This window comes from Mycobacterium shunyiense (assembly GCF_058270035.1).
Window position 1 is genome coordinate 105,040 of the sequence record NZ_JBZDPT010000002.1, and the last position, 22,081, is coordinate 127,120.

The 22,081-nt window shown below is 65.0% G+C and carries 21 protein-coding genes; 10 read left to right on the forward strand and 11 right to left on the reverse strand.

From position 1 onward, the window contains the following. The 3 genes from AC4ELS_RS02390 to AC4ELS_RS02400 form a co-directional block, all read right to left on the reverse strand. Positions 1–1,197, reverse strand: a complete 1,197-nt coding sequence (locus tag AC4ELS_RS02390; protein WP_064881487.1) for a polyamine ABC transporter substrate-binding protein — start codon at positions 1,195–1,197, stop codon at positions 1–3. A gap of 63 nt (positions 1,198–1,260) precedes the next feature. Further along, entirely contained in the window at positions 1,261–2,439 is a 1,179-nt protein-coding gene (locus AC4ELS_RS02395) for an ABC transporter ATP-binding protein (protein ID WP_499045738.1), read from the reverse strand. Positions 2,440–2,721: 282 nt separating this feature from the next. After that, entirely contained in the window at positions 2,722–4,143 is a 1,422-nt protein-coding gene (locus AC4ELS_RS02400; protein ID WP_499045740.1) for an MFS transporter, read from the reverse strand. Positions 4,144–4,284: 141 nt separating this feature from the next. On the opposite strand from AC4ELS_RS02400, the gene AC4ELS_RS02405 reads away from it, so the two are divergent. Further along, entirely contained in the window at positions 4,285–5,664 is a 1,380-nt protein-coding gene (locus tag AC4ELS_RS02405) for a purine-cytosine permease family protein (protein ID WP_463806839.1), read from the forward strand. A 3-nt stretch (positions 5,665–5,667) separates the two neighbouring features. On the opposite strand, the gene AC4ELS_RS02410 is transcribed toward AC4ELS_RS02405, so the two are convergent. From AC4ELS_RS02410 to AC4ELS_RS02420, 3 genes are read right to left on the reverse strand one after another with little or no spacing between them, the layout of a single operon-like run. Beyond that, positions 5,668–6,732, reverse strand: coding sequence for an isocitrate/isopropylmalate dehydrogenase family protein (locus tag AC4ELS_RS02410; RefSeq protein ID WP_499045642.1), 1,065 nt, complete (start codon positions 6,730–6,732; stop codon positions 5,668–5,670). Between the two features lie 15 nt (positions 6,733–6,747). Next, positions 6,748–7,596 (reverse strand): alpha/beta fold hydrolase, encoded by an 849-nt coding sequence (locus AC4ELS_RS02415; protein ID WP_499045645.1) that lies wholly within the window; start codon positions 7,594–7,596, stop codon positions 6,748–6,750. Between the two features lie 30 nt (positions 7,597–7,626). Continuing rightward, a complete protein-coding gene (locus AC4ELS_RS02420) occupies positions 7,627–8,649 on the reverse strand; it encodes a hypothetical protein (RefSeq protein WP_499045648.1) in 1,023 nt (340 codons plus the stop codon). Positions 8,650–8,867: 218 nt separating this feature from the next. On the opposite strand from AC4ELS_RS02420, the gene AC4ELS_RS02425 reads away from it, so the two are divergent. Both AC4ELS_RS02425 and AC4ELS_RS02430 read left to right on the forward strand, forming a co-directional pair. Then, entirely contained in the window at positions 8,868–9,515 is a 648-nt protein-coding gene (locus AC4ELS_RS02425) for a LysM peptidoglycan-binding domain-containing protein (protein WP_499045650.1), read from the forward strand. A 185-nt stretch (positions 9,516–9,700) separates the two neighbouring features. Continuing rightward, the gene (locus AC4ELS_RS02430; RefSeq protein ID WP_131811627.1) at positions 9,701–10,567 is read left to right on the forward strand and encodes an ESX-1 system-associated protein; all 867 of its coding nucleotides are present in this window, start codon (positions 9,701–9,703) and stop codon (positions 10,565–10,567) included. A 63-nt stretch (positions 10,568–10,630) separates the two neighbouring features. On the opposite strand, the gene AC4ELS_RS02435 is transcribed toward AC4ELS_RS02430, so the two are convergent. The 3 genes from AC4ELS_RS02435 to AC4ELS_RS02445 form a co-directional block, all read right to left on the reverse strand. Further along, positions 10,631–10,945 carry a hypothetical protein gene (locus tag AC4ELS_RS02435; protein WP_499045654.1) on the reverse strand — a complete coding sequence of 105 codons (315 nt, stop codon included), beginning with the start codon at positions 10,943–10,945 and terminating at the stop codon, positions 10,631–10,633. Between the two features lie 191 nt (positions 10,946–11,136). Next, a complete protein-coding gene (locus AC4ELS_RS02440) occupies positions 11,137–11,658 on the reverse strand; it encodes a nuclear transport factor 2-like protein (RefSeq protein ID WP_064881473.1) in 522 nt (173 codons plus the stop codon). A 135-nt stretch (positions 11,659–11,793) separates the two neighbouring features. Beyond that, positions 11,794–12,639: an alpha/beta fold hydrolase gene (locus AC4ELS_RS02445; RefSeq protein WP_499045656.1), complete on the reverse strand. Its 846-nt coding sequence runs from the start codon at positions 12,637–12,639 to the stop codon at positions 11,794–11,796. A 786-nt stretch (positions 12,640–13,425) separates the two neighbouring features. Here AC4ELS_RS02445 and AC4ELS_RS02450 point away from each other — a divergent pair. Beyond that, on the forward strand, positions 13,426–13,734 hold the full coding sequence (locus tag AC4ELS_RS02450; protein WP_499045659.1) for a hypothetical protein: 309 nt from the start codon (positions 13,426–13,428) through the stop codon (positions 13,732–13,734). 18 nt (positions 13,735–13,752) lie between these two features. On the opposite strand, the gene AC4ELS_RS02455 is transcribed toward AC4ELS_RS02450, so the two are convergent. Next, the gene (locus AC4ELS_RS02455) at positions 13,753–15,171 is read right to left on the reverse strand and encodes an MFS transporter (RefSeq protein WP_499045661.1); all 1,419 of its coding nucleotides are present in this window, start codon (positions 15,169–15,171) and stop codon (positions 13,753–13,755) included. Between the two features lie 25 nt (positions 15,172–15,196). On the opposite strand from AC4ELS_RS02455, the gene AC4ELS_RS02460 reads away from it, so the two are divergent. From AC4ELS_RS02460 to AC4ELS_RS02480, 5 genes are all read left to right on the forward strand, one after another. Next, entirely contained in the window at positions 15,197–15,733 is a 537-nt protein-coding gene (locus tag AC4ELS_RS02460; protein ID WP_499045663.1) for a CGNR zinc finger domain-containing protein, read from the forward strand. A gap of 162 nt (positions 15,734–15,895) precedes the next feature. After that, positions 15,896–16,351 (forward strand): phosphatidylglycerol lysyltransferase domain-containing protein, encoded by a 456-nt coding sequence (locus tag AC4ELS_RS02465; RefSeq protein WP_499045665.1) that lies wholly within the window; start codon positions 15,896–15,898, stop codon positions 16,349–16,351. A 25-nt stretch (positions 16,352–16,376) separates the two neighbouring features. Beyond that, positions 16,377–17,171, forward strand: coding sequence for a rhomboid-like protein (locus AC4ELS_RS02470; RefSeq protein ID WP_499045668.1), 795 nt, complete (start codon positions 16,377–16,379; stop codon positions 17,169–17,171). Next, complete coding sequence (locus AC4ELS_RS02475; protein WP_499045670.1) at positions 17,168–18,469, forward strand: TrpB-like pyridoxal phosphate-dependent enzyme; 1,302 nt, start codon at positions 17,168–17,170, stop codon at positions 18,467–18,469. Before AC4ELS_RS02470 ends, AC4ELS_RS02475 begins: the two co-directional genes overlap by 4 nt. Positions 18,470–18,658: 189 nt before the next feature. After that, a complete protein-coding gene (locus AC4ELS_RS02480; RefSeq protein WP_448447371.1) occupies positions 18,659–18,958 on the forward strand; it encodes a hypothetical protein in 300 nt (99 codons plus the stop codon). 128 nt (positions 18,959–19,086) lie between these two features. Here the strand turns inward: AC4ELS_RS02480 and AC4ELS_RS02485 are convergent, their stop codons facing one another. Then, positions 19,087–19,965: a L,D-transpeptidase gene (locus AC4ELS_RS02485; RefSeq protein WP_448447465.1), complete on the reverse strand. Its 879-nt coding sequence runs from the start codon at positions 19,963–19,965 to the stop codon at positions 19,087–19,089. Between the two features lie 492 nt (positions 19,966–20,457). Here AC4ELS_RS02485 and AC4ELS_RS02490 point away from each other — a divergent pair, with 492 nt between their 5' ends. Further along, on the forward strand, positions 20,458–21,993 hold the full coding sequence (locus tag AC4ELS_RS02490) for a multicopper oxidase family protein (RefSeq protein ID WP_448447467.1): 1,536 nt from the start codon (positions 20,458–20,460) through the stop codon (positions 21,991–21,993). Positions 21,994–22,081: the final 88 nt, after the last annotated feature.

Here is a 22,081-nt window from a genome sequence, read left to right on the forward strand (position 1 = left end):
TCAGCCTCCGGTCACTGCGGCGTACAGACTGTTGAACTCCTGAGTCTGTTCGTCGGTGAGCGCCGGCCAGGACTTGAGCTTGGCCTGGACGTCGGCGGGCGGGTTGATCAGCGGGTTGCTCGCCAGCTTGGGGTCGATCTTGGCGAGCTCGTCGGTCATGTCGGACAGCACCGGCACGAACTGGGTGAACGCAATGAGTTTGGCGTAGTTCGCCCGGTCGTAGACGTAGTCGATCCAGGCCTCGGCCGCCTTCTCGTTCTGCGAGGTGTAGGGAATCACCATGGTGTCGATGAACCAGTCGCCGCCAGACTCCGGCACGATGAACTGCAGGTCCGGGTTGTCGGCCTGCAACTGCACGACGTCACCCGAATATGCCTGGGCTACAGCGATATTTCCGGCTGCCAGATCGTCGGCGTAGTCGTTGCCGGTGAACCGCCGGATCTGCCCCTTGTCCTTCTGCTCGCGGATGAAATCGACCGCCTTGGTGATGGATTCGGTGGTCGGATCCTCGACGGAGTTGCCTTGCCACTGCATGATCATGCCGAGCCCATCCTGGGTGTCGGACAACAAACTGACCCGGCCCTTGAAGGCCGGATCCCACAGGTCGTCGATCTTGGTGATGTCGCGTCCGGTAGCGGCCTTGTTGTAGGCCAGGCCCACCATGCCGGTCATGTACGGTGCGGTGTACTTGCGGCCCGGATCGGCCTTCGAGTTGAGCAGGTCTTCGCGGAGATTCTTCTTGTTGGGGACGCGGGAGTCCCGAATCTCGTTGAGCCACTTGAGTCCTGCCAGCCGGACTGCCATGAACTCGGTGGGCACCACGAGGTCGGCCCCGATGTCCTGCTTGCGGGACAACGGTTCCTTGACCTTGGCGAACCACTGCTCGTTGTCGTTGAAATCCTCTTTGTAATCCACGGTCAGGCCGGTCTTGGTCTGGAACGCTGCGACGAATCCGTCGGCCATGTACAGCGGCCAGTTCGAGATGCGCACGTTGCCGGTGGCCGGCGAGCCATCGTCGGGGGCGGCCGACGATGTCCCGGCGGAGCCACCCTCGCCACCTGTCCCGCATGCGGCCAGCACGGCGGGGCCCAGCGCGAATGCGGCGGCGGCCGCAGCGCCACCACCGAGGAAGCGACGCCGCGAGGTGCGGTTCGCGGTCAGTCGGGCGAGCAGGCGGGGGTCGATATTTTCAGGCATGGGCGGCCTTTCGGTGAATTCGGACGCTTTTGGTCACGGGCAGGGGCGGCGGGTGGAGAGTGCCTACGTATCGTCGAGCATCTCTTCGAGATCTTCGGTGGTCGGGATATCCGCGGCCGGAAGCACCCGCGACGCGTCAGGCGACCAACCCACGTGGACCTGATCGCCGGGACGCAGCAGGGGCAGTTCCTGCTCGGGGCCGACGTGGGCGATGATCGTCGAATCATCAGCCGCCGCAAGGGAAAGCCTGAGCACCGGACCCTGGAAGGTCAGGTCTTTGACGGTGGCGGGAACGGTGGCCACCTCCCCGGTGGGCACATCCATCGAGACGCGGAGCCGTTCCGGGCGGATCATCAGGGTGGCCTGCCCACCGGGCTCGATGGTGGTATCGCCGGGCTTGGCCTTGAGCGTGGTGCCGAGTACCTCCACCTCGACGAAGTCGCGGTTGGAGCGTCCGGTCTGCCGGCCCGCCCACAGGTTGGCCTGTCCGATGAAGCTGGCGACGAAAACGGTTGCCGGGCGGTCATATATCTCGGTTGGGCTGCCGATCTGCTCCACGTTTCCGTTGTTCATCACCGCGATCCGGTCGCTCATCGTGAGCGCCTCTTCCTGATCGTGGGTGACGTAGATGAACGTGATGCCGACCTCGCGCTGGATCCGCTTGAGTTCGAACTGCATTGCGTGTCGCAGTTTGAGATCAAGGGCGCCGAGCGGCTCATCGAGCAGGAGCGCGCTCGGGTAGTTGACCAGGGCGCGGGCCAGGGCCACGCGCTGTTGCTGACCGCCTGAGAGCTGGCCGGGCTTGCGCTTGGCGAAGTCGGTGAGCCGAACGATTTCCAGCAGCTCGTCGACGCTGCGTTTGATCTCGGTCTTGTCCTTCTTCATGCTGCGCGGCCCGTAGGCGACGTTGTCCCACACTGTCATGTGTGGAAACAGCGCATAGTGCTGGAAGACCGTGTTGACGTTGCGCTTGTGCGGTGGCACACGGGAGACGTCGACGCCCTCCAGCCGGATTGCGCCCTCGGTCGGGCTTTCGAATCCGGCGATCATGCGCAGCGTGGTGGTCTTCCCGCAGCCCGAGGGGCCGAGCATCGAGAAGAACTCACCCGAGGCGATCGAGAAGTCAGCCTCGGCTACGGCTAGGTAGTCGCCGAACCGTTTCGTGACGTGGTCGATCTCTATGACTGGCGCGCCGGTGCGTGGCGAGCCATCGTGTCCCGTCGACTTGTCGACGGCGGTGATTTCTGGGCCGGTCAGCGGAATCCTCCTCCAGTGCAGCCGCGGAAGCTGTCGGTAAACAATCGCCGATTGTTCCGACCTTCGCAACCGTTTCCGCAATGAATTAACAATTTTTCAATGGAATCCTTCGTCTGAAGCGCCTTGACTGCGTGATTCCATGGCGTGGCGGCTCAACGGCCGCGGCGGATGTGGGCTGCCGAAGATCCGGAGCGGCAGCGACTGGCCGGCCTCAAGTTTCGCAGCTCAGTGGTTTGTCGCGACGCGAAAACCGGCGACTGAGACGGATCAGCCCCACTCGTGGTTCATCGCGCGGGACTCGGAAAGGGTGTGCACGGAGTCGCCGTGGCGGTCCGGTGCCCGGGACACCGCGATGAGGGCCATCGCCAACGCCGCGGTGACCGCACCGGCGACGAAGATCGTCACGAAACTGCCTTCCGAGGGCACCGCCCGGTGCCCGAGCAGCACGGCCACGACCGCCGCCGCCACGGAACTACCGATGGTTCGTGCAATCGCATTCATGCTCGTGGCGATGCCGGTCTCGCTGTTGTCCACCTCGCTGACCACCAGTGCGGGCAACGCGCCGTATCCGAGGCTGATGTAAGCGTTGGCCAGCACACCGGCCAGGACGACCTGCCAGGCCCGGTCATGTGCGACGGCGAGCATGACGAATCCGGCGATACCCGCGACAGCGGCCACCACCAGCACCCGACGCGCTCCGTACCGGTCGATGTACCGGCCACTGACCAGTGCCACGAGGAAACCGGTGAGCGCGCCGGGGAGAAGGAAGTAGACGCTCGCCTGCAGCACGCCGGCCCCGAATCCGTAGCCTGCGGCCTCACGCGACATCTGCACGAACTGGGTCAGGCCGAGGAACGCGAAGTACAGACCCATACCGACCAGGATGGTGGCCAGGTTGGTGAGCAGGATGGGTCGGCGGGCCAGCATCGTGGTCGAGACCAGCGGATCGGCGGCTCGTCGTTCCCACCACCACCAGCCGGCCAGCACGCCGGCACCGCCGAGCAGAAAACCGATCGTGCCCGGATGGCTCCATCCGCACGCGTTGCCCTGGGTGATCGCCAAGAGCACCGACGACAGACCGATCGCCAGACCGGCGGCGCCCAGCCAGTCGATCGCGCCACCGGCTTCGGGCCGGCGGTTCGGCACGACCAAGACCGCCACCACGATGACGACCGCGGTGAATGCGGTGGTGAGCCAGAAGACGCGGTGATATCCGGCGTCACCGGACATCAGGAGCCCGGTGACGACGAGGCCGACGCCGCCGCCGAAGCCCAGCGTTCCGGACAGCACCGACATCGCGCCGACCAGTCGATCCTCGGCGAGTTCTTCCCGCAGGATCGCGATGCTGATCGGGTAGAGCGCGTAGGAGGCGCCCTGCAGGATGCGCGCCGCGACCAGTAGCGGTACCGACGCGGTGACTGCAGCCAGCACCGATCCCGTCAGCACGACCACCAGTACACCCAGCAGGACCCGCTTCTTGCTGTAGAGGTCGGCGAGCCGCCCGATCAGCGGAGTCGAGGCCGCCGCCGCCAGCAGGTTGGCGGTGACGGCCCAGCTGACCGCAACCGAGGAGGTGTTCAGCTGATGGGCGATGATGCCCAGGATCGGGACCACCGCGGTCTGCAGGACGGCGACGGTGAGGGCGACCAGACTGAGGCCGGCAATCAGGACACCGGGGCGGCGCGACATGCCGATCACCGCGGGGGAGTCGGACCGGTCAGCTTCGGTCCTCGCCACTTCCGCTCCGATCCATAGCTAATCTTTGTGTTTCTCGATTATGGCCATGGTGCGGCACGCGCCCGTACACCGGGTACGTGGTCGAATAGACAAATGGCTTTCGGGGTCAGCGCACTCAACGCGTCAACGTTCAGCGGACGCCGGCCGACCGGTGCGGGCGATCTGACGGTCGAGACCCATGGGATCGCGCCGCTCGCCGCCGACCAGCGCTACGGACATCCGGCCCGGTTGTTCACGGTCTGGTTCGCGCCGCAGGTGAACATGACCGGAGTGTTCACCGGGACATTGGCGATCACCCTCGGGTTGGGGTTCTGGCTCGGACTGCTGGCCATGGTGATCGGCACGGTCCTGGGGTCGGCCGTAGTGGCCTACCTGTCGACGTGGGGGCCCCGTACCGGGACAGGACAACTTCCCAACGCACGCATGGCCTTCGGCGGTCTGGTGGTGGTGCCGGGCATCCTGCAGTGGGGGTCGTCGATAGCGTGGGACGCACTTGTCGGCCTGTTCGGCGGCGAGGCGCTCGCGGCGCTACTGGGCATCCCGTTCTGGAGCGCGGTACTGATCGTGCTGGCCGTCCAGGGCGTCGTCGGCTTCTTCGGCTACGAGCTGATCCACCGGCTGCAGGCAGTGCTGACCGTCATCCTGTTTCTCACGTTCGCCGTGTTCACCGTCAAACTGATCAGCGGCCACGACATCGTGGTGGCGCCGACGGCGGGCGGCGCGGATCTGGCCGGTGCCTTCGTTTTCGAGGTCACGATCGCTCTGAGTCTGGCCATCTCGTGGGCCAGTTATGCCGCCGATTTCAGTCGGTACCTCCCGACGGAGTCATCGCGGTGGAAGGTGTTCGGCTATTCGTTCGCCGGGATCGTGTCGGCCTACGTCTTCGTCCAGGGCATCGGGATCGCGGCCGCATCGGTCATCGGAGAGCAGACGGCCGATGGTGTGCACGCGGTCATGGGTGGCGGTCTGCTCGGCGGCCTGGCTTTGTTGGTGATTGCGCTCGCGGCGATCGGGTCGGGGGTGATGAACGACTACAGCGGTTCCTTGGCCTTGCAGACCATCGGCGTGCGGGTGCGCAGACCGGTCTCGGCGATCATCGTGACGGCACTGGCGTTCGGCCTGATCCTGTGGCTGCACGCCGCCGACACCGCGACCAGGTTCACCGATGTCCTGCTCTTGGTCAGCTACTGGATTCCGGCGTTCGTCGCGGTGATCGTGGTGGATTGGATGCTCCGCACCAGGGGACGCACCAGCATCGACCCGAGTGCCGAACCCACGGTTCGCCGCGACGCGGTGGCCGCTCTGCTCGCGTTCCTGCTTGCCTACGTGGTGGCCATGCCGTTCATGAACACCACCCTGATCCAGGGCGCGGTCGCGACCGCTTGGCATGGCGCCGACATTGCCTACTTCGTCAATTTCCTTGCAGCGCTGTTGATTTACGGTGGCTATCGACTTGTCACGCGCCGCTCCTAGCAGTCACTGCAGTGCGGCGAGTACGTGCTCGGTGAAGGACGAGGTCGACGCGCTGCCACCGATGTCGGGCGTTCCGACACCGGCGTCGAGGACGCGACGGATGGCCTCCTCGATCCGGTCGGCGGCGACGCCGAGCGCCGGTGTGCCGCCGTCGCGGCCGGCCAGCCAGCGCAGCAACATCGCGGTGGACAGGATCATCGCCACGGGGTTGGCGATGTCCCGTCCGGCGATGTCGGGCGCCGATCCGTGTGCGGCCTGCGCCATCGCGTGCGTGTGCGACGCGTTGATGGAGGGCGCCATCCCCAGTGAGCCGCTCAATTGGCCGGCCAGGTCGGAGAGGATGTCACCGAACATGTTCTCCGCGACGATCACGTCGAAATCGCGCGGATGGCTCACCAATCGAGCCGCCAGCGCGTCGATGTGCTCGCCACGCACTTCCACATCGGGGTAGCTCTCGGCGACGGTCAGACACACGTCGCGGAACAACCCGGTGGTCTTGGCCAGGACATTCGTCTTGTGGGCGATGGTGACTGACTTGCGCCGGGCGACGGCCAGTTGGAACGCCTGATGGGCGATCCGCTCACACGCGGTCCGGGTGAAGACGGCGACGGCCAGCGCGACATCAGGCGTTGGCATGAATTCGCCTGCACCGTCGTACATGTTGCGGTCGGCGTAGAACCCTTCGGTGTTCTCCCTGACGATGACGACGTCGAGATCGGGGCATACCGCATGGACGGCGGTGCTCAAGGTTCGCGCGGGCCGGATGTTGGCGAACAGGTTGTAGCGCTTGCGGATTGCCCCGCCGGGCGACAAGGTGCCGCGGAACTGGTCGGGGTATCCGGCGTTGTCGTGCGGTCCGAGGATCCATCCGGGCAGCCCGTCGAGTTCGGCCAGTGTCGGTTCTGGCAGCGGGGTTCCGAACTCGCCGATCGCCTCGATGCCGAAGGCTAGTTCGCGCCAGTGCACGTCGACCGACGCTGTGGCCAGCGCCTGTTCGGCAACCCTGGTTGCCGCATCCACGATCTCCGGTCCGATACCGTCGCCCAGAAGCACTCCCAAGGTCAGCACTCTGTCACCTTCCGCTCACACGGGATGGGTTGCGAACCACTGCAACAACATATCCGCGATCTCCGCCGGCTTTTCCTCCGGCAGCCAGTGTGACGCGCCGCGGAGCGTCTCGAAACGGTAGGGACCGCTCACGTAATTCGCGGTGTCGCGCGCCGGCTTGGCGGTGATCGCGATGTCGCGGTCACTCCAGACATACAGCGTCGGCACCGTGATCTTGTCCGTTGCGGCCCGCCCGAGCCGGCTCAGCGGCATGGCGCGATACCAGTTCAGCGCCGCGGTCAGGGCCCCGGGCTCCGCCATGGCCCGAGCGTCACGGTCGGCGGCCTGGGGTGCCAGCCCGCTGCGGATCAAGGATTTGGCAATGGCCTTACCACGGCCGTCGCGCCCGAGCATCAATCGTTCGGACACCCAGGGCAGTTGATTGACGTACATGTACCAGGACGCCAGACCCTGCCGGCTGGTCAGCATGGACCGCACGAACGCCATCGGGTGGGGTACCGACAGCGCGGACAACGAGGCCAACCTCTCGGGTGCGCTGGCGGCCACGCCCCATGCGACCGCGGCGCCCCAATCGTGGCCGACGAGATGCACTCGGTCGGCACCGCTGGCGTCGATCAGCGCCAGGGTGTCATCGACCAATTCCGCCGAACGGTAGTCGCGGCGGCGGGTCGGCCGGGCACCCGGCGAGTACCCGCGCTGGTTGGGTGCCAGGCACCTGAAGCCCTTGGCGGTGAGCAGCGGGGCGATCTGCCCCCAGCTGGTGTTCTGCTGCGGGAAGCCGTGCAGCAGCACGACCACCGGGCCGTCGGCAGGTCCGCTCTCGGCGACGTCGAATACGAATTCCCCGCGGCGGTATTGATCCATGAGCAGCATCATGCCAAGTAGACGAGTCGGTCAGGCATTGTCCTTCGACGAGATGTTGTTGAGCAGGCTCTGGGCCTGGCGGTCCACCATTCCGGTGATGCCCTGTTGTGACGCTCCGAACAGTAACGAGTAGCCGACTACGTGGGCGCTGGTGGTGACGCTGACCCCGTCTCCGGCGATGCCCGCCTTGACCATCAGCAATCCGGCGACGGCGGTCAGTGCGCCGGTGGGAAGTTTGAGCAGCAACGAGGCCATCGGCACCGCATAGGCCGTCGATGTTCCTTTCATCCGGCGGATTGCCACCGCACCGACCAGGCTGGCGCTCACCAGGCCCAGGAGTTCGGCTATCGCGACGTCGGCACGGGGTGTCGACGTGCCGGTTGTGACGAGACCGAACGTGTCAGGCCGAAAGGCGCCGACAACCCCGAAGCAGATGGCCAACAGCCCCAGCACCGCCGTCGCACCCAGCAGGATGTTGCGGAAACTGCGTAGTCGCATGCTCTCGCTATCGGAGGCGGCATGTACCGCCCTGGCACTGTGCGCCAAGACTTCCCGATCGTGTTCGGTCCACTTCGAGTGCCCCAGAATCTCCCGGATCGCTACGACCGACTGATCATTGTCGCCGATCAATTCCTTTCCGGTAGAGACGATTTCGGGCAGCCTGGCCCGGACGACTCCGGGTGTCGCCAGGCGGATGACCGCGATGTCCACGGCGTGAATCCGGAGCCAGGTGGCTTCCACGGCGGCCCCGTTGAGCAGGCCTCGCACAGTCCGTGGCGCGTTGACGATCTGGATGGCCTCCATGAGTCGCCGCCGGGCGTCGAGGTAACGCGGGTCGTCGCCATGCTCAGCAGCCAGCTCGTCGAGGTCAACTTCGAGATCGGCGAGCCGGCCCCGGGCGACCTCACGCCACACCGACAACGGCCGGTGGCCCACCGTGCGCCGCAGTGTGGAACCGGATAGTTGGTTGTCGGCTGTCGCCGACGCGGCAGCGGCGAGTGTGAGCGTCGGGCGGTCGCCCATGGCGGAGTGCTGTGTGGTCAACGCGGTCATGTCCACGTCTCATTCGTCATCGTCATCACCGTCCGGCAACTGAACTGACAGGTCGAGCATTCACAGCATGGCCGGATCCGGCGGGTGTGGGCACGCGTAGCGCACTACCTCAAGTCCGATTCGGCGACTTGAGGTAGCCGGCTACGCGCGACCGCCACAGTCCTTGGCTCCGACACTGAGCCGATCGACGCCTCAAACAACCAGAAAGGCAAGGACAGATGAAGAACTACACCGTGACACTCGGGGACACCCTGTTCGGGATCGCCGAGCGCGAATATGGCGATGGCGGTCTCTATCCCGTGATCGCCGAACAGAATCACCTCAGCAATCCGGCCCTGATCGACATCGGGCAGGAGCTGCTGATCCCGTACGTCACCTATCGGTACCTGTTCACCGCCGATGACGGCACTGCTGTCCGGCAACAGCTCACGCAGTCCTTCTATGGCACACAGAGCGCTGCCATCCAGTTCATCTGGGAAGTGGTCAACGGAGTGGCGCAGCGGGAGATCCATCGCGGCACGTGGTTGCTGTTGCCCGATCTGACCAACGTCGGACACCACACGGTCGCCGCAGGGGAGACCTTCGCCGGATTGGCCGGCCGCTGGTATGGCGATGATCACCTCGCGGCCGTCGTCGCCAACGCCAACGATCTCGATGCGTCCATCGATCCGACACCGGGCCAAGTCCTGATCGTTCCGGGGCTGAACCGTCGTCGCCACCTCGCCGGGGACACCCTCGAATCAATGTGCGTCGAGGAGTACGGGGACCACGATGTGAAGACTCGGGTAGCAGTTGCTGCCGCGGCCAACTACATCACCCGTCCGGACACCTTGTTCTCGAGCCAGGTGGTGCACTTCCCGTCGTGAACACCGCACGCTGACTGAGAGTGGTTGTTTGCCAGGCGATCCCGTTTCGGCCAGGTTGGGTGGGGTCGTGATCTTTCGGTGGCCAACTTGTGACAGCAACGTGGTGACGTAGGAGCGCTTTCCGGTTGCCGCGCGTGCACAGGATCCGGTACCAATCTTCAGGTGTGGGTGGGAAGGGCGAAACGATGACCGGGTTTGGAACAGAAGATGTTCCGGGGCACTGGCTGACCGCGGCAGAAATCGCCCGGGCGTCGCAGCTGCGTGAAGACCTGGTCGAGCGGTTCCTCCCGGCGGGGCAACCGCAAACGAATCTCTACGGACGCGATCTCGTGACGGTCGCGCGGTTCGTCAAGGCACTCACGGATCTGGGAACGCCGACCGCAGCTGTCGAAGTGGCTGTCAGCGAGCTACGGGCACGGCCGGACGCAGCCTTCAACGTGGCGCTCGGCGCCGGCGGGGGTTCCGGCCGCCGGCAGCTGAGCGCCAGGATGCCCGGTGCACGGATGTGGAAAGCGATCGGTGCGACCACCGCCGCCGCATTGCTCGTCGGTGGCGTCGTGGCGGTCACCGTCTCCGGTGACGATGAGCGGCAGACCGCGGGACCGCCCCCGCCCACTGCGAAACCTGTTCCCGCTGAAGTGGTTGCGTCGACCGTGACCGATGGCCCCGGCAGCAAGCCTGCGCAGGCGTTTGCCACGGCCAAGCCGGATCCGGTCTGTGCGCAGTGGCAGCGGGCCAGCGCCGGGTACGACGGCAAGCAGCAGGCCTGGGTCAAGACCGATCATCGGATTCCGGCCTCGCGCTGGTCGCGCAAGCAACGGTCGGTGACGATGTCGGTCATCCCGGTTCTGAATCAGGAAGCCGCGGAATTACGCCGCTTGGCCGACAAGGCCTCGGATCCGCTGTTGGCCGGTCTGTTGCGGGCGCAGTCGCGGTACACGGACACCTACGCCGCGAAGCTGCCGAAGTTCGAGCCGCCAGACCAAGCGGACTGGACCGCGGCCACCGCGATGGACGGCGCAGTGAAGGCAGTCTGCTCCACGCCACGTTGAGCGTTCTGATTCTGAGATTCTGGTGGGGCACTAGGGGATGAGTGCCCCACCAGAATCGGTTGCCTACATCGGAACCCAACGATCGAGGAACCAGAAGCCCCAGCCGCGGCCGTCACCGGAGGGCATCGGGGTCACTCGCTGGCCGTTCCATTCGAAGGGTTGGTGATCGCGACGGCCCTCGTCGATGCCGCGACCGTGCCAGTCATCGGGCCTGGCGCCGCGGTCGTCGTGCCGGTCACACTGCGGCGCGCCCGGACGGCCGCAACCAGGCCCCGGGTCGGCACCGGCGGTACCGATGCCGAGGCCGAGGCCCAGTAGCCCAGCCATGCCGATTCCTGCCGCCATCGCCGATATGCCCACGGATCTCTTGAAACCCATTGCTCTACTCCGTTTCTGACCAGTGCGACGACGGTGCCGCACGGAGAGCAAAGCTATTTCGGAGGGTTGTGTTTGCCCTGTGCTGACGATTGGTAGGCGCTGTGCGGTCGGTAACGGGATGAAAACTGCTTGGAATCAATGCTGTTGAGAGTCGACAGACGACTCTCAGGTTCGGGCCGGCAGCCCAACGTTCACCAGGTCAGGTTGTGCTTCTCGAAATGACGGGCCAGCGCCTCCATGTATTCGTCGCCGTGGAACGGACCGCGAGCGCCGATCGCCTTCTCCAGGAAGGGGCCGTACTCCTCGTCGTTGACGTAGGTCGACCAGTGGGTGATCTGGCCGTCCTCGTTGGTGTCGATGAAGCTGATCGAGTAGAAGCCCATCGTCTCGCCGTCGGCCGTCGTCCCTTCCCACCGGTAGCGCATGACGAGGCCGTTCTCTGCCGGCCAGAACTTGTGGTCGACGGGTTTCCAGTCCGGGAAGACCACCGAGTAGGCCTTGGCCTCGACGGTGGCTGCGACGTCGAAGGACGTCGCCACATCCTTGAGGACGAGTTCCTGACCGGCGACGAAGTAGGGCGAGGTGTACACGGCGTCGTCGGTGAACTCCCACTCGTCGTAGGACTCGCCTTCCTGGACCTTGCGCAGTACGTATTTGTCCCGGTAGCTCTCGGCCATACGGCGGTGTTTGGCGATTCGATCGACCAGATCCATTGCGGTCCTTTTCCGTTGGAGGAGCGGTGAGGGCAGGCCAGCGGGTCATGTGGCGTGGCGCACACGCTTAATATACAGAGCTGTATCGCAGATTCAATGATGAATTTGCACGCTCGAGGCGGCCCGAAGACAGCCCTAGCTGCGGGTCAGGAAGCCCAACACGGTCTGCTCGAAGGCTTCTTTCGCCTCGATCATTGCCCAGTGCCCACAGTTGGGGAACACGTGCAGTTCGGCGTTCGGGATCGTGCGCATCGGGATCAGGGCCATGTCAAGGGGGCTGACCCGATCATCTCGTCCCCAGGTCAGCAGTGTCGGCGCGGCCACCTTGTGCATCTGCGCCCAGGGCATCGGGGCGTCGGACGACCGCATGGCGGCCATCATTCCCGCGAAGGCCGCCTTCCCGTACATCCGTTTGGCGGCGGCCAGCGTCTTGGGATCGGTCGCCAGCTCCCAGCGCTGTTCGATCAACTCGTCAGTCACCAGCGCCGGGTCGTAGACCATTGAGTTCAGCCAGTCGATCAGGCGTTGGCGGCTCGGGTCTTCGGTGAATTCCTGAAGCAACCGGATGCCCTCGCTGGGTCCTGGGCTGAACACGTTCGTTCCGATACCGCCGATCGTGACGAGCTTGCCGATGCGGTCGGGTTGGCGGATGGCGAAGTTGATCCCGACGCCGCCGCCCATGGAGTTGCCGATGATGTGGACGCGGCCGAGCCCGAGGGCATCCACGAACGGCCCCACCACCCCCTGGGCGGTGACCATGGGATGGCCGCCGATGTCGTCGGTGACTCCGAATCCTGGGAATTCCAGTATGAGACAACGAAATTGCTGCGAGCAGGTGGGCAGAATTCCCTGAAAGTTGCGCCGGCCGGTGACCCCTGGGCCCGAGCCATGCAGGAACAGCAACGTCGGTCCGTCGCCCGTGTCGTAATACCGCAGGACTCCGGCGGGTGTGTCGATCTGCTTCAGTTCCAGCTCCGTCATGCCGACCAACCTACGGGTTTCTGAGCACCGCGCCGTTGGCGATCCCGCTTCTCGGAACACGATCTGAATACGACTCCGTCACCGCCGGAAACCCCGCGGTGACGGAGGACGTGTTCCGGTCAGAACGTCGGTACGAACACTCCGTTCATCCAGACGCCCCAGTGTTGCCAGCCGTCATCCCACACCTGAGGATTTCCGGCACCCCACATCGGCGGAGCCGGTGCCGGCGGTGCCGATGCAGGCGGCGGACCGGGGTTAGGTCCCCCAGGAATGGTCATTGCGACCATCGGCTGGTTGGGCGCAGGTGCTGGTGAGGGGGCAGCGCTCGCGGTAACCGCACTCAGTCCGGCGGCTCCAGCCGCCATCCCACCTGCAACGGCTGCACTGGCAATTATCCTGGTGATCTTCATGGCCGTAGACCTCCAATCCGTATGCGGATGAATCTCACGGACACGTTGGCTATCCCGTAGGGGTAAGCCGTAAACCTAACGAGGACAATAAAAATCCCTGGCTCCGGGCCCTAAGCTGAATCGCAACGAAGGAGGGGCCATTGACCACCGGGATCATCGTTCTCACCGGTCCGCCGGGTTCGGGAAAATCCACGATCGCGGGCCACGTCGCCCGCACGTACCGACGGGGGGTTCACCTGCACACCGACGACTTCTGGCACGCGATCGTGGCCGGTGCCATACCGCCCCACCGGCCCGAGGCCGATCATCAGAACCACACCTGGACGTCATCGCGGAAGCTGCTTTCACGTATGCGACCGGAGGATTCACCACAGTTGTGGACGGAATCGTCGGTCCGTGGATGCTGCATCACTTCCAGGCGCGCATGGATCTCCAACCGCGAATCCCCGTGCACTACATCGTGTTGTTCCCCAACCGTGAGGCCACCCTGTCGCGCGCAACGAGCCGCAAAGGCCCGAACGCCCTCACCGACCGGCAACCGATCCTTGACCTCTGGGATCAATTCGCCGATCTTGGTCAACTCAACTCCCATGCCTTCGACACCTCCGACGAAACCGCTGCGGAGACGGCCCGCCGCGTTCTTGTTGCAGTAGAAACCGAGATCTGCTTGCTTCCTGCGACGTAGCGGAGCGGCGGTACCTGGTTATCCGGTTTCGTTGCAAGGTGCTTCGCAACGGAACAACATGGCGCTGATTGCGCCGCCGCAAAGCGCAACCGCGCCCGATGCGAAAACGGCCGTCACCACCGCGCCGGTTGCCGGCCCGCCGCCGGTGTCTGCTGCCCGGCTGATGGTGCCGCACAAGGCGATACCGATGGTCAGACCGAGCTGGCGAGCAGCATTGGCCGCCGCGGCGGCCACTCCCGCCCGTTCCGGCGGGACCGATGTCGCCGCAACTGCAGGAAGCACGGGGGATACGATCGCCGCCCCGATGCCGGTGACGATCAGCATCGCGATCAGGGAGGTCCAATCCGGGCGTAGCAGAAGTGCAGCACCGGACAGACAGGCCAGGCCGGTGAGTGCGGTCCCGCCACCGAGCACCCAGCTGCGCGGCGCTTCGTGCAATCGCGCGCTGAATATGAGCGAAACGAGAACGAACGCAGCAAGTTGCACGGTCAGCACCAGGGCAGCCTGCAGGGGCGCCATGCCGGCGCTGGACTGCAACCACCGGGACAGGACCGGCAGAACGGCGAAAGCGGCAAAGTAGTAAGCGAATCCGGCGACGAGGACGGCGAGGAAACCGCGGGTGGCGAAAAGGTCCGGAGGCAGCAACGGGATCGTGGCTCGGCGTTGGACCTGGACGAAACTCCAGATCGCGGCGACAGTGATCGCAGCGGCACCGATGGTTCCGGGTGAAGCCCAGCCGGACTCGCCTGCATTGATCACGGCGTAGGTGGCCCCCGTCATCATCGTGGTGATGAGTGCAACTCCAGGGACATCGAGTCGTACCGTCGCGTGACGGTCACGTGACAGCGACCGCATGCCGGTGATCACGGCGACCACGCATATGGGCAGCGCCGCGAGAAACAACCAACGCCACGAGATGAATTCGGTTGCCGCTCCGCCGGCAATCGTCCCCACAGTGCTGCCGATCCCGGCCACTGCGCCCCACACGGCGAATGCAGTCCCACGCGCCCGGGCGTGGTAGTGCCAGGTCAACAGCGGGACGGCGGTACCGAAGATCGCGGCACCGCCGACGCCCTGGACGGCACGCGCCGCTACCAGAAGGCCGCCGCTGGTCGCCGCCGCGCAACCCGCCGATGCAACCCCGAAGGTGATCAGACCGAGCAGGAACAAGCGCCGATGTCCCAGCCGGTCGCCGAGCGTACCCATCGCCACCACCAGCGCCGCCAACGCGAGGGTGTAGACGTCGATGATCCATTGGGCTACTGCGAATCCCGCGCCGAGCCGGTCTGCGATGGGCTCGGCGCTGACGGTCACGACGGTGGTGAACCCCAGCAGTAGGAAAGTCCCGAGACAGCAAGTCACCAAAGGGCGCCAATCGGTGTCTCGATCGCCTGCGGCAGCGTGGACGGAATTGGAGTTGAGGGAGCTCGACGGCATGGCCTGACCCTGCTGTAATGGTCTTGTGCATGTAAACCGTTACGTCGAGCCGTTGCTCCGGAATGCGCTCGATCTGGTCAACCACCCGGCGACGACGCCCGGCGATCTGGAACAGCGCTGGACGGGTCTGGGCATGCCGATCCACTGTCGCGTCACGCGCAGAGACCTCCGACAGGTGGGTGAATTTCTCGAGGGTTGGACGGACGTCGTCGATGCCGGCAGCGAGGAGAACCGGGTGTTCATCCTCAACGAGTTGCTGGCTCGGTTCGCCACCAGTCCGTCGATCACCAACCACGACGGCAGTGGTTGGCATCTGCACTACCGCGATGACGACGCGAGCTTCGCCGGCACCCTCGCCGGCGCCACAAGTGCTGCGGCAGCGCACTTTCTCACCGAACGCGGGATGCAACGTATCCGCCGGTGCGCACTGAAAGACTGCGCCACGGCGTTCGTCGACTTCACCCGTCCCGGCACACAGAAGTACTGCAGCCACGGCTGCGCCAACCGTGACGCCGTCAGGCGGCACCGAGCCAGGTCCAACCGCCCTTCGGAGCGTCGCTGAAACCTGCTCTCGCGCAACAGCTCCCGCCGCTCCGCGTGATCGGCGTCCGATCGGTCCTTTTCTGGCGGCGCGATTCAGTCCCGGTTCGTATATTGGTTGGTGAGGGGTTGACCCATACCTCGGGCAGCACGGGGAGATCGTAGATGTGACTTCGCCACCGGCGTGTTGCTGATCTACGGGCGCGATCGTGCCGGACGGATTCAGGCATTTCAGCGGTATGCCAGTGCTGGTGGTGGCAGCGAGCTGAGCCTTGACCTGCCGTGGCGGCGATCAGGCGCGCCAAACGGGATCGACGAACGGCTGACCGTGGACATGATCACGTGGGCCCGGTCGCACAAGGGCGAACGCGTCTCGCTGGCCTTCGCGCCGTTCCCCGAGCTGTTCAGCGATGACCGCAGCGGTGAGGTCATCGTGCGCGCGCTACGGACCTTTGCGCACGTCGGCGACCGGCTGATCAAGCTGGAGTCTCTGTATCGGTACGTCCGCAAGTTCGACGCCATGGCGGAGCGGCGGTACGTGTTGTTGCCACTGATCGATGTCATTCCGGCGGCGGCCGCATTGCTGACCTTGGAACTCACCCCACACCGTTCGACCCATCTGACCAGCGCATTTCGGTAGCTTCGCGCCGGTATGCTGTATCGAGATGTTGTCGCGCTTGTTCTCCAGTCTGCTCCGGGTCCGGGTGACCCTCAGTTACTCGACGGCACTTTTCGTGATCGCGTCTCTGCTGCTGATCCTGGGGCCCCAGGTGCGGGACCGGGTGGTCAGCCATCTGAGCACCAACCTGGAGAATCTCGGGCGGGGTCATCTGGGAACACTGCTCGGCAGCGCCTTCGTCACCGCTGAGGGATACACGTTTCTGCTGTTGCCCGGCTTGGTGTGTCTGCTCGCGCTGGCGGAGCTGCTCTGGCGCAGCAGGCGGTTGATCCAGGCGTTCGCCCTCGGCCATCTTGGTGCCACCCTGATCGTGGCCGCAGGACTGGCGGCCGCGATCAAACTCGGGTGGCTGCCCATTTCGGTCGCACACGCCAACGATGTCGGGTTGAGCTACGGCGCTCTCGCAGTCCTCGGCACCTTGACCGCGGCGATCCCCATGAGGTGGCGTCCGGCATGGGTCGGCGGGTGGGTGACCACCGCGCTGGTGGTCGCGGTCGCGGGGTCGGACTTCACCGCCATCGGCCATGCTGTCGCGTTGACACTCGGAATTCTGTTGTCGATGCGGTTCCGGTCTGATTCGCATTGGACGCCGCACCGGCTGTCGTTGCTGGCAATCGGCATCGGCTTCGGGCTCCTGATGCTCGTCGGTGTCTCGCCGCACGTGGCGCCGATCGCGCTGCCTGCGGGTATTGCCGCCGCACTGCTTGCCACATGGGCCCGGCGGCATTGGGTTGCCAGGTCGCAGAGCAGCAGGGCAAGCCTGGCTACAGTGTCCGCATGACGCTGCACGCCGACGCCGCCCATCCCGATCTGGTCACGGTCGAGGTGCCGACGCACTGGTACAACCTGCCGGCCGAGCTCGATCAACCGATCCCGCCGCACCTTCACCCCGCCACCAAGGAACCGGTCACCCCGGACGACCTTGCAGCCCTGTTCCCGAGCGGGCTGATCGCGCAGGAAGTGTCCACCGAGCCGTACATCCCGATCCCGGACGCCGTGCGTGAGATCTACTCGATGTGGCGTCCGTCCCCGTTGATCCGGGCTCGGCGATTCGAACAGGCACTCAATACGGGTGCCCACATCTACGTCAAGTACGAAGGCGTCAGTCCGGTCGGTAGTCACAAGACCAATTCTGCTGTGGCACAAGCCTATTACAACAGCATCGACGGGGTCCGGAAGCTGACCACCGAGACCGGCGCCGGGCAGTGGGGTAGCGCGCTGGCGTTCGCCGGAGCCCAGTTCGGTCTGGAGATCGAGGTTTGGCAGGTCCGGGCGTCCTACGAGTCGAAGCCGTACCGCGGTCACCTGATCCGCACCTACGGCGGCACCGTGCACTCCAGCCCCTCGACTCTCACCGCGTCCGGGCGCGCAATCCTGGCAGCCACCCCCGACACCACCGGCAGCCTGGGAATGGCGGTCAGCGAGGCGGTCGAGGTTGCGGCCGGCGATCCGGACACGCGCTACGCGCTGGGCAGCGTGCTGAATCACGTGGTGCTGCATCAGAGTGTGATCGGTCAGGAGGCCGTGGCGCAGCTCGCCGCCGTCGAGCCGAACGGCGCCGACGTGGTCTTCGGCTGCGCCGGTGGCGGTTCCAACCTTGCCGGGCTGGCATTCCCGTTCCTGGGCGAAAAGATCCATGGACGGTCGAACCCGAAGGTCGTGGCCGCCGAGCCGGCTGCGTGCCCGTCGATCACACAGGGGGAGTACCGCTACGACCACGGTGATGTGGCGGGCCTGACCCCGCTGCTCAAGATGCACACGCTCGGAATGGATTTCGTGCCCGACCCCATCCATGCCGGTGGTCTGCGTTACCACGGGATGGCGCCGGCACTCAGCCACACCGTCGAACTGGGACTGCTCGAGGGCGTCGCCGTCGGCCAGCACGACGCGTTCTCGGCGGGGGTGCTGTTCGCGCGGACCCAGGGCATCGTCCCGGCACCGGAAGCCACCCACGCGATCGCCGCCGCTGCCCGGCACGTCGCCGGTGATCCGGCCGAGCAGGTGGTGGTCATCGGACTGTCGGGTCACGGCCAACTCGACCTGCCGGCGTACGCAGAGTTCCTGGACGGGAAGTTCTGACGGGCTCGGCCCTCATATCTGAATTCGACCTGAATTCGTCATGAAACTCGTATGCGGCTAATTATGCGTCGCATATGAGTTTCGCCCTGGATTCGTATTCGCAACTAGGCTCGATGTCAGACGCCTCAGGAATACGAGGTTGGCTTATCGACTGGCCGGAAAGGGAATTGGATGACGAAGAATCTGCTCGTGAAGACCGTCGCCGTTGCCTCGATTGCGACTGGACTCGGGTTCGCCGCATCTGCGCCGGCACATGCGGCACCCAGTGGTCAGACGTCCGCTCAGGCGACCATCAGCGACCTCGAAGCACAGGGTTTTCGCGTGATCCTCAACAAGGTGGGCAATGCGCCCATCGATCAATGCACCGTCACTGCAGTGCGGCAGGGCACGGACGTCAAACACTCATGGGTGCAGCGGGGGCCCACGGGCAATGTGAACAATCTCGTGCGCTATACGACTGCATACGTCGACCTCATGTGTAATCGCTGAATTTCATTCCAAGGTCGACAATCAATTTCCTGCCATTAATTCAGCCCAATTCGCGAGCCCATTTCGGCCGCACCGGAAGCGCCGAGCCCGCCACAGATCAAGGCGGCGGACTCGGCACCCCGCGGTGATCAGATCTGCCAGTCCTGGGCGCCGTCCGGCTGGTTGTAGAGGCCGACGGAGTTCTTGACGACGACAGGGTCGCCGCTACCGAAGTGGTCGAAGAACCACTGTGCGTTGGCAGGGCTGAGATTGGGGCAGCCGTGGCTGACATTGCGTTTGCCTTGATCGGCGACCGACCAGGGTGCGCTGTGCGCGAAGATCCCGGTGTTGCTGAGACGGACGGCATTTTGGACCTTGAGCTTGTAGCCCTCGGCCGAGTTCACCGGGACCCCGTACGTTGACGAGTCCATGATGATGTCGGAGAACTTCTCCAGCACGTAGTAGGTGCCGTTGGGGGTTTCGTAGCCGGGCTTGCCCAGGGACACCGGAAAGGTCTTCTCCAGCTCGCCGTTACGGTGGATCTGCATCTGATGGGTGTTGTCGTCGATGGTGGCCACCAGTGAATCGCCCACGCGGAAATTGGATTTCGCACCGGCGGCATCGATGTTGACCACCGTCCCGGCCGGCCAGAAATCGATTGGACGCCAACGCACCTGCGTGTTGCTCATCCAGTAGAACTTGCCGGGCACCGGAGGGTTGGACGAGATGTGGATGGCGTCCTCGGCCATCTGGCGGTCTGCGATCGGCCGCTGGAACGTGATGTAGATCGGCTTGGCGACACCGACTGTGGCACCGTTGGCCGGATTGAATGCGGGTGGCAGGAACGGCGGTTCGCCAGTGAAAGGCAGCAGGTTCTGTCCTGCCGGGGTGCCGACAGTAGCGGCCTCGCCGAAGGGGGCGGGCCACGGCATCTGGGGCGCGAGGTGGGGTGCCGGTTCGACGGGTGGTGGGGGTCCCGCCGGCTCCGCCAGTGCGGAAGTGCCGGTCACGCTCGATGCGGTGACCATGACGGTTGCCGCGATCGCGGTGATCCACAGGTAGCTGGTGCGGTGCTGCACGAGGCCTCCATCGACGAGGTGTCCTTGATGACCACGCCCGCTCGGGCGGATTCATGGTTGCGCGACCAGTCTACTAGCTACGTACGGGGATAGTAGATCGTGGCGGTGAGTGAACGGCCGATCGCCAGTGGACCTACTCGTCGAAAGTGGTTATTTACCATTGCTTTTGTGACGGTTCTGTAAAGCCACCGCGCGCCCGAGCGCTGCGTTGACCTGCGTGATCATCACGTACGTAGGTACCACATACGGGATTAATACGTAGAAATAGGCGTAGCGCTTTGTGTTCGACATGAGTTTCGGTTCCTACGACGGTGTGCCACCGCTGAGGCGCAGTTCTTCAACAAACCTTCATTCAACCCATACCAATTCACTGTCCTCCGGTGGTCAGGTGGAGGCCAAGCACACATGCACCCATCACGTCAGACCACCGGAGCCCCGACCATGCCCGACACCACCAGCCTGCCGCGTCTCAGCCGCCGGGGATTCCTCATGGCCACGGCCGCCTTGAGCACAACGGCCATCGCGGCGTGTCAGCGTGGCGCCGACGCCACCTCGACCGCCGCGACTTCTCGGGACGCCATCACCGCGGCCGAGGCTCGCCGCCCGCACAGTGGCCGCACCGTGTCGACCACTTTGACCGCGCAGCGCACGCGAGTCGATCTCGGCGGTCGGATCGCCGAGACCATCGCCTACAACGACGTGGTGCCCGGGCCGCTGTTACGGGCGTCGGTCGGCGATGAACTGGAGGTCACGGTGCGCAACAGACTCGGCCGAGCCACCTCGGCGCATTGGCACGGCCTGGCGCTCCGCAACGACATGGACGGGGCTGCACCGGCCACTCCGGACATCCCCGACGGAGGTGATTTCACCTACCGGTTCTCGGCGCCTCATCCCGGAACCTACTGGGCACACCCGCATACCGGACTCGACGCCGACACCGGCCTGTACTTCCCGGTGATCATCGATGACCCCGATGAGCCGGGCCGATATGACGCCGAATGGGTGGTGATGCTCGACGACTGGACCGATGGCGTTGGCGAAAGCCCCGCCCAGATATACGACCGCTTGCGCATGCCGTCGGGCGAGAGACACGACATGCCGGGCATGGGTGGCATGCCTGGCATGAGCGGCCACGACGCGATGAGGCCCGCCGTTGGTCGCGGAAGTTCGCCCCTCGGAGGTGACGCCGGCGACGTCGACTACCCGATGTACGTCGCGAACGGTCGAAACGCCCAGAACCCCACCAGCTTCCGGGTGCGAGTCGGACAACGGGTGCGGATCCGGTTGATCAACGCCGGTTCCGATACGGCATTCCGCGTGGCATTGGCCGGGCACCCCATGACCGTCACCCACACCGACGGTTTTCCCGTGGTCCCCACCGAGGTGGATGCAGTACTGCTCGGGATGGGGGAGCGCTATGACGTGGTCGTCACCGCACGGGACGGGGTGTTTCCGCTCGTCGCGACCGCCGAGGGGAAGAATGCGTCCACGAGGGCCTTGCTGATCACCGCCGATGGCTCGACCCCGCCGCCCGACTACGCGCCGCCGGAACTGCGGGGACGGCTTGGCACGGTCAGGTTGTTCACTGCAACTCCGGAGGCCACATTGGAATCCATGCCCGTAGATGCCGAACTGCCCGTCGAACTGGGCGGCTCGATGGCGACCTACGAGTGGACGATCAATGGCCGCACCTTCGCCGAAGCGCAGCCGCTGACCGTGCGCGAAGGGCAGCGCGTGGCAATGACATTCCGGAACTCGTCGATGATGTGGCATCCGATGCATCTGCACGGCCACACCTTTCAGGTGGTGGGTGACGACGGCCGGCCCGGCGCCCGTAAGGACACCCTGATCGTGTTGCCGATGCAGCGGGTACGCGTGGTATTCGCCGCTGATAATCCTGGCGCATGGATGCTCCACTGCCACAACACATACCATCAGGATGCGGGGATGATGACCCGTGTCGACTACGCCGGCTGAACTTAGTCCAGTACTACGTACTAGCCTATGTAGTAGATACGGCCACCGCGTCGAGACCGCTGCGGCACCCCGGCGCGGGGTACGCTCA